General features: G+C 47.4%; 1 protein-coding gene. It reads left to right on the top strand.

Features of this window, described 5'->3' with window-relative positions; genetic code table 11:
* The coding region (locus ACFQ3J_RS27020) for a fibronectin type III domain-containing protein (RefSeq protein ID WP_379294426.1) at positions 1–1,250 on the top strand (1,250 nt) is incomplete at both ends.

Below are 1,250 nucleotides of genomic sequence, written 5' to 3'. Positions count from 1 at the left end.
TTGAATGTAAATAACATCGAGTCTAGAATCGCTTCTGATCAGCAGGAAATTGAATTGAAACATTTGACTCCGGGAACGAAGTATAGCGTAGGCCTTGCTGCAGGTAACGAGTCAGGGCAAGGGGAGAAGAACGAAATCACCTTCTTCACCCTTCCAGAAAAGCCGGCAGGCGTCAGAATGGGAGCGGTAGCAGCCGAACAAGCAACGGTGATCTGGGATGAAGTTGAGTCCGCCACTCGATATCAAGTTGTAGATGGAAATGGAGATACCCTTACGGAAACGAAGGAAACCAGAGCAACATTGTCCGAACTGGAGCCAGGCCAACAATATGACCTGTTTGTACGAGCAGAGAATGCTTCCGGATATAGCCAGTTGACACCGATCTCATTCCGAACACAACCAGCGAAGGTGGATGTTGAGATTAACGTGGATGAAGTCACCACCAGCGGCGCGAAAATATCTTGGGATCCTGTACCTGGAGTAGACGGATACAAAGTCTATCTGGACGGAGAGTTGGTGGAGGAAACGAGTGAGCCTGCGTATGAGTTTACGGATGTTATGAGTGCTGCCAAAATCACTGGTTGGTCAATCGTCCCTTACAACGAGGTTGCAGAAGTCGGGACAGTGCTCGTACCTGATGTATATACGCTGCCTTCGGATGCATATGAAATCAAGGTGAATGCTTCAAAAGCACGTGAATTGACCTTCGACATTGAAACGGAGCTGAAGAACGAGATCTTTGTTCTCTCTTATCGAGGAAACGAAGTCTACCGAGGGCAAGAAACTCATGTTGTACTTGACGATTTAATGCACCAGACAACCTATTCATTTGAAGCTTGGTCGGAAAATGAAGCGGGAGATCAATCCGATGTTAAAACGGTCGTAGGAACCACTTTGGATCGTCCAGAGGCACCTGTCTCTCCGCCAAGTGTGAACCCGCCTCAAATTTTACCAGAGGAGAACGGCAGCGAAGAAGAGGAACCCATATCGCCACCTATGCTAGAATCTCCATTTGAGGATATCGACAACTCTTGGGCGAAGGACCAGATCCTTAAGCTGTATGAATTAGGTATTGTGAAAGGAACAGGAACCCAATTCGAGCCGGCTCGATTAATTACCCGGATTGAATTTGTATCGCTACTTGTAAGAGCGCTGCAGCTGGAGACCGATGAGACCATTGAATTGACGTTTCACGATACGAATGAGACCGAGTGGTATGCTGAGGAATTGAAAATTGCACTCGCTAATCA

It is taken from the genome of Paenibacillus provencensis (genome assembly GCF_042678545.1).
GTDB classification, from domain to species: domain Bacteria; phylum Bacillota; class Bacilli; order Paenibacillales; family Paenibacillaceae; genus Paenibacillus; species Paenibacillus provencensis.
Note: the sequence above shows the minus strand (reverse complement) of the source record. Positions and strands in the feature narration are given on the sequence as shown.